Origin of the sequence: Stenotrophomonas sp. SMYL8, assembly GCF_036320065.1 — a bacterium.
In the GTDB taxonomy this organism is placed as follows: domain Bacteria; phylum Pseudomonadota; class Gammaproteobacteria; order Xanthomonadales; family Xanthomonadaceae; genus Stenotrophomonas; species Stenotrophomonas maltophilia_A.
The window spans coordinates 50,634-57,042 of record NZ_JAWIRR010000027.1 but is presented as its reverse complement, the minus strand read 5'-3'; the positions used below and the strand labels follow the sequence as shown (position 1 = coordinate 57,042).

Annotated in this window: 7 protein-coding genes; all 7 read right to left on the bottom strand. The window is 67.1% G+C overall.

Annotated elements, in window-relative coordinates; translation table 11 throughout:
* Window positions 1–100 precede the first annotated feature (100 nt).
* Window positions 101–1,465, bottom strand: a complete 1,365-nt coding sequence (locus V3B25_RS17840; RefSeq protein ID WP_329811099.1) for a VOC family protein — start codon at window positions 1,463–1,465, stop codon at window positions 101–103.
* Window positions 1,466–1,615: 150 nt separating this feature from the next.
* Window positions 1,616–2,104, bottom strand: a complete 489-nt coding sequence (locus tag V3B25_RS17835; RefSeq protein ID WP_329811098.1) for a hypothetical protein — start codon at window positions 2,102–2,104, stop codon at window positions 1,616–1,618.
* 31 nt (window positions 2,105–2,135) lie between these two features.
* Window positions 2,136–2,888, bottom strand: coding sequence for an HAD family hydrolase (locus V3B25_RS17830; RefSeq protein ID WP_329811096.1), 753 nt, complete (start codon window positions 2,886–2,888; stop codon window positions 2,136–2,138).
* A gap of 95 nt (window positions 2,889–2,983) precedes the next feature.
* A complete protein-coding gene (locus tag V3B25_RS17825; protein WP_004139214.1) occupies window positions 2,984–3,394 on the bottom strand; it encodes an EF-hand domain-containing protein in 411 nt (136 codons plus the stop codon).
* A 232-nt stretch (window positions 3,395–3,626) separates the two neighbouring features.
* On the bottom strand, window positions 3,627–3,998 hold the full coding sequence (locus tag V3B25_RS17820; protein ID WP_201117964.1) for a hypothetical protein: 372 nt from the start codon (window positions 3,996–3,998) through the stop codon (window positions 3,627–3,629).
* A 210-nt stretch (window positions 3,999–4,208) separates the two neighbouring features.
* Window positions 4,209–4,922, bottom strand: a complete 714-nt coding sequence (locus V3B25_RS17815; protein WP_197617270.1) for a M15 family metallopeptidase — start codon at window positions 4,920–4,922, stop codon at window positions 4,209–4,211.
* Window positions 4,855–6,405 carry a serine hydrolase domain-containing protein gene (locus V3B25_RS17810; protein ID WP_329811103.1) on the bottom strand — a complete coding sequence of 517 codons (1,551 nt, stop codon included), beginning with the start codon at window positions 6,403–6,405 and terminating at the stop codon, window positions 4,855–4,857. Before V3B25_RS17810 ends, V3B25_RS17815 begins: the two co-directional genes overlap by 68 nt.
* Window positions 6,406–6,409 lie beyond the last annotated feature (4 nt).

The following is a 6,409-nucleotide window of genomic DNA, read 5'->3' as shown; positions in this document are numbered from 1 at the left end:
GCGTCCACCGGGCCCCTTGACGGGCTGAGACCCGGAGACTCGGCTCGCGCCGGCCGCTGGCCGGCTCCCCAGAACAGCCGGCCAGCGGCCGGCTCTACCTTCACGCGGTGCGCAGCGCCGCCAGCGATTCGGCCTGCAGCCGCTCGTAGATCTCGAATTCGTCATTCACCGCCATGCCCAGCGCCTGCTCGAAGGCCTCGCGGTTGGCATGTGCGGCATAGGCGCGCTGTTCTTCACCACCCAGGTTCGACTGGAAGATGCCCGCGGCACTGACCGGCAGGAAATCCTCATAGACGATCGGGTCGGCCGTGGCCAGGCCGGCGGCCACCAGCACTTCAGCCGGCAGATCGGCCACGCGCTCCGGCGCGGCGCGGCCAGCGTCGGTCAGCTGGTAGCGGTAATAGCCCAGTCCTTCCTGGCGCAGCGTGTCATGGTCATCCGGGAAGCTGGCGAACACCGCCTGCAGGCGCTGGCCGTAGTCGCCGCCGGTGCTGCCTTCGCCACCGGCATCGCGGGCCTGCGACAGCAGCTGGTCGTACAGCGCGCGGCCCTTCGGGGTCAGCGCAAGGCCCCGCTGTTCGATCTCGCCGAAGCGCGCGGTGTGGGTGCCGGCATCGCCGCCTTCGCCGCCCGGGAAATGCACGGCCTCTTCCAGTGCCTTGAAGCTGGTCTGGCGCAGCAGGATCGGGCAGGCGCGGCGCGGCGGGCCCTCGATCACCGCCTTGGCCGCCATGCCGTGTTCGATCATCGCCGCCTGCGCCGCGTCGATATCCAGCGTGCGCGGGGTCAGGTGGTTGATGTGCGGGCCACGGAAACTGACCACGTCGGCCACCAGCCGATGCGCGTTGTGCAGCGCGTGGTAGGTCGGCAGATCGACGGTGGCATCGCCGTGCCAGCGGAAGGTTTCCAGTGCTTCATCGACGAAGCGCTCGGCATCGGCCTGCGACAGCCCGCCATCACGCTCGGCCTGCTCGATCAGCGCCAGCGCGCCCTCGGTGAAGATGCGGCGGCGTTCGAGGATGCGCGCCGATTCGGCACGCAGCGCTTCATCTTCGATCAGCTCCAGGCGCAGCAGCGAGGTGAACACGCGGAACGGATTCTGCGCCAGCGCCGCGGCGGTGAGCGGGCGGAACGCGGTGGAATGCACCGGCACGCCCGCGACCGACAGGTCGTAGTAGCCGACCGGGTACATGCCCATCACGGCGAACAGGCGGCGCAGCGTCGCCAGTTCCTGCACGGTGCCGACGCGGATCGCGCCGTGGCGCTCTTCATCCAGGCGTGCGCGCTCGTCGTTGCGCTGCAGCTGCGCGGCCAGTGCGGGGTCCTGCTCCAGCACCTGCGCGTTGATCCGCTCCACCAGTTCCACCAGCGTGCCGTACAGCGGCACTTCGGTGCGGTACATGCGGGACATGGCCTGCGCGAACAGGCGGCGGATCACATCAGGCGAAACGAAAGAGGCGCTCATCAGTCACTCGATTACGGGAACGGGGAACAGCTCGAACCCGTATTGTCGCCGGAGCGCGGGGCCGCGGCGATATGCAGAGCAACATGGCGCCTGGCCTGTGCCCGGCGGCGACCTGCGGACTGCTCCACCAGAATCAGGCAGCGGCCGGCACTACCGCTTGAGCTGGCGCCTCAGGGTGGCATCCAGGGTGATCGGCCGGTCCCAGTGCTGGTAGCTGGCCACGATGGCGTGGCGCAGCGCGCGGTAGTGCAGGTTGTCCGGCTTGGTCGGCATGCGCTTCACCACCGCCTCCCAGCCGCCCTCCGGGTCCTGGCTGAAGGCGCGCACGCTGTCGCGGCAGGTCTGGCCGCTGGCCTTGGCCCAGAAGCAGGCGAAGTAGATATCCCCGGCCTGCCAGCCATGGGTGGTGAACAGCGCGCTGATGTAACCGCGCGGCACCTCGGCATAGCGCGACACTTCGTCGAGGAAGGCGTCGGGGTAGCGTTCGGCGTAGTGGTTGATGTCCTGCAGCTGGGCATCGACCCAGCGGTCACCGGTTTCCACCGTGTAGGCCGCCGAACGCTCGGCGGTCTGCTGGGCCAGCACGGTGGCCGGCACCAGCAGCAAGGACAACAACAGTGCGCGCAGTCGGACGTTCATGCCCCGATTCTGCCGCAGCCGCCGGGTCCTGTCAGGCCGCCGCAGCCGCCTTGGCCTCGATCGCCGCCAGTGCGGCCGGCCAGTCGTGGGCGGTATCGGCGGTGACCATGCGCGGTTCATCGTCGGCCACGCCGTGCTGGGTCTCGTGGGCCCAGGTCACCGCGTACGGGGTATGCACGCCCCAGCCACCCAGGGTCACCACCGGCTCGATGTCCGAGCGCAACGAGTTGCCGACCATCACGAAGCGCTGCATCGGCAGGTCGAATTCGGCCAGCACACGGGCGTAGGTTTCCGGGTCCTTCTCGGAGACGATCTCGATGCGCGGGAACAGCTCGGCCAGGTTGGCGACCTTGATCTTGGCTTCCTGGTGGAACAGGTCGCCCTTGGTGATCAGCACTACCGGATAATCTTCGGCGATCGCCGCCACTGCTTCACGCACGCCGTCGATCAGCTCGACCGGGTGGCGCAGGGTGTCGTGGCCGATGTCCAGGATGCGCTGGATGTCCTTGGCCTCGATGCGCTGGCCGGTGATGTCGATGGCCGCTTCGATCATCGACAGCGTCATGCTCTTCACGCCGTAACCGAAGGTACCCAGGTGGCGCTGCTGCACTTCCAGCAGGTGGCGTGCGGTCTGCGTGTCATGCACGTCGACGTAGCGCGACAGCAGGTCAAGATAATCCTGCTCGGCCTTGCGGTAGTAGTCCTCGCTCTTCCACAGCGTATCGTCACCGTCAAAACCGACCAGGCCGATGGCGCGCGACGGCGCAGGCGTGGAGGTGTTCATCGCACAAGGATACAGGGGTGCTGGTGACGATAAAAACCCGGGCGGCCGCAGCCGCCCGGGTCCCCATGCATCGGTCTTCCCGAATCAGGCGTGGATCAGCGGCCCTGCGCCGCGCCGGCACCCGCACCGGCCTGCTGCGCGGCCACGTAGGCCTTGTACTCGTCGGCGCTCAGCTCGCCGTCCTTGTTGGTATCGGCCTGGTCGAACACCTGGGCGAGGCCGGCGTTCACCTGCGCCTCGGTCTTGCTGATGGTGCCGTTGCCATCGGTATCGATGCTGGCCCAGGTCTGACCACCGCCATTGGCCTGTGCCGAAGCCGCTGCGGCCGCATTGGTCGCCTGGTCAGCCGCCTGCCCTGCCTGTGCCGCCGACTGCTGCGCCTGCGCGGCCTCGTTCTGTGCCTGCGCGGCCTGCTGCTTGGCCGACTGGGCCATCGCCGGAATGGCCAGCACGCTGCCGGCGGCGACGATCAGGGCGATCAGGGGCTTGCGGTTGCGAATAGTCATCAGGGGTGTCTCCTACCAATTGGGTGGTGTTGCGCGGCGTGTTGTCTCCGCACGGCACCTACCCTGCCACCGTCTTTCTGAATCGATTTTGCCCCGCGACCGACATCAACACGCACGATTAACCACTCGCCTACGCGCATGCTTTAGCGCGGTGGTTAGCAGCGAGTGAGCAGCTCATAAGATGCGCATTCAGCGCTGCCGGATTTAACCGGCAACCAACGAAAAACCTGCGTCAGTCGACGTTCTGAGCCGATGACCGCGAACTGAACAACACCCAGCCGAGGGCAACACCGGCGAGCGCACCGGCGATTTCCAGCACCACGCGGCTGCCGAGTTCGTTCGGATCGTGGATGGTGGCGAGGAAAAGGCGCGCATACAGGGGCGACTCCAGACGCACGATGCCCATGTAGAACAGCTTCCAGGCATCGATGCCGGCGGAGATGATCACGGCGATGACGCAGGACCAGCCGATCGCGTGGCCAACCGTCCAGTGCAGGAGCCGGCACAGCTGCGACCACAGGAAGTACACCAGCAGCCCGACCAGCAGGGCGATGGCGCCCGCTTCGAGGGTACCGAACAGGCCGAAGTGCAGGGGAAGGTTCATCGGGTGGGCAACGGTGGGATGGCGGCCAGTGTAAGGGATCTGCCTCGGACCCAATCCGGTAGCCCCGGTAGATCCACGCCATGCGTGGATGAATCCCCATCGAAATCGAATACTCCGATGATTGAACGAAGAGCATCCACGCATGGTGTGGATCTACCGTGTCGACCAAGGTCGACACCTACCAACAGCAGCGCCCCTCTGCCGATGTCCCTACCGCACGGGGACGTCGTATGCGGTGCCCGGGTCCGGTTCGGGCTGCAGGGTGTAGTGCCACCACTCCTGCGGATAGTTGACGAAACCACGGCGCGCCATCGCCTGCACCAGCTGCTTGCGGTTCGCCTGCTGCGCAGCGCTCAGCCCGCTCGTCTGCGTATGCGCGCGTGGCCCGAAGAAATCGAAGTCGGTACCCATGTCCATCGGCCTACATGCACCACTGCCGCAATCCAGCAGCCCCAGATCCACCGTGGCACCGCGGCTATGGCCGGAGCGCTCGGCGATGTAGCCGTCGGCCAGCAGCCGTGGCTTGTCCAGATCCGGGTACTGCAGAGCCTTGCGCGAGCGCTCGCGCGGATCGTTCACCCAGGCCATGAAGGCCTGCACCGAACGCACCGGCCGGTAGCAGTCGTAGAGGCGCAGGCCAAAGCCATCCGCGCGCAGGTCCTGTTCCACCTGTGCCAGTGCCTTCGCCACCGGCGCCAGCAGGTAACAGGACGGCCCTTCGTAACCCGGCACGCGCGCGCCGGTGAAGTTGTTCGCGCCGGCGTAGCGGATGTCCATCTCGATGCCTGGCGACAATGTGCGGATCTCCACTAATCCGGCGCTGGCGGCATCAGTGGCGGGCGAAACACGCGGCGGCTCAGCGGCGCTGGCGCTCGCTGCCAGGGCAGTCGCCAGTACGAGTGAAATGCAGGTCCTGGAAGTCATAGCTGAAGTCGATGTCCGGATCGATGGCACGCAGGTCCAGTGTGGGCGGCGCACCGTCACCGGGCTGCAGCCAGGCCTGTGCGTCTTCGCCCAGCGTATCCCAGCGCAGCAGCCAGCGCCCCTGCAACTGCAGCACCGTGGCCTGCAGTCGGGGCGACTTGTCCACGCTGAAGTGCAGGCCGTCCGCGCCCGGGCACAGTGAGGCCGGGCCCAGCCACGGATCGCGGTAACGGCCCTGCCAGCGTGGCAGATCCGTGCGGCTCGTCTCCTGCGCCGCAGCGGTGGGCGGCCGCTGATGCGCGGTTGCCGCACGGGCGGCCTGGTCCGCCTTCAATTCGGCCAGGTACTCCATCGCAGGCCGCGCACCGTCCGCTGCGGTGAAGCGCTTCAGCGCGGCATGCATCAGGGCTGTGCGCGCATCCTCGCCTTCACCATTGATCAACATCACTACCCCCACCTTCCGGTCGGGCAGCAGCGCCAGCGACGAGTACATCCCTGACAGCGTGCCGGTGTGTGCCACCTTCCACTGCCCATCCATGTCAGACACGCGCCAGCCATAGCCGTAGCCGTAGAAATGCGCGTTGTCCCAGCGCCGCTGGCGCTCACCCAGCGGCATCGGCATGTGTAATGTCCACAACGTGCGGCGCTGTTCACTGTCCAACCAGTCCGGCACCACGGCAGGATCAAGCAGTACCTGCATCCAGCGCGTCATGTCGCGCAGCGAACAGCGGATGCCTCCGGCCGCCATGGACGGCAGGTCCGGGCTGATGGCACCGTCAGCGTTCACCACCTCATTGCGATCACGACGCCAGGCATGTGGCTGCGCGACGTTGCCTACGCGCTTCACCGACCAGGCCCCCACCTGGCAGCGCGTCATGCCGAGTGGTTCAAACACCTGCTCTCGCATCAACTGGTCGTACGGTTTGCCACCGGCCGCAGTGGCCACTTCGCCGGCCACCACGTACATCAGGTTGTCGTAGGCATAGTGGCTGCGGAAGCTGCTGACCGGCTTCAAGTGCGCCAGTCCGGCAATGATGTCGGCGCGGGTGAACGAGTTCGGTTCCGGCCACAGCATCAGGTCGCCGGCACCCAGGCCGAGGCCGCTGTTGTGGATCAGCAGGTCGCGCACCTGCATCTGCTGGCCCACCCATGCGTCGTGCATGCGGAACTCAGGCAGATAGCGCTGCACCGGATCATCCCAGCGCAGCCTGCCCTGCTGCACCAGCCGCGCCAGCAGCGCGGCCGTCATCGCCTTGCTGTTGGAGGCGATCTTGAACAGCGTGTCCTCGTCAATGCGGGCGCCATCGCCACGCGCGCCCTCGGCATGGCGATAGACCACGCGCCCATTCTCGATCACCGCCATGGCCAGCCCGGGCAGGTGCTCGTGCTGAACCACGGCGGCGACATCGGCATCGAGGGGGGCGGTGTCGGTCGCCGATGCCGAAGAGGCGGCCAGTGCGGCCAGGATCCAGAGGCCTTGCATGCTC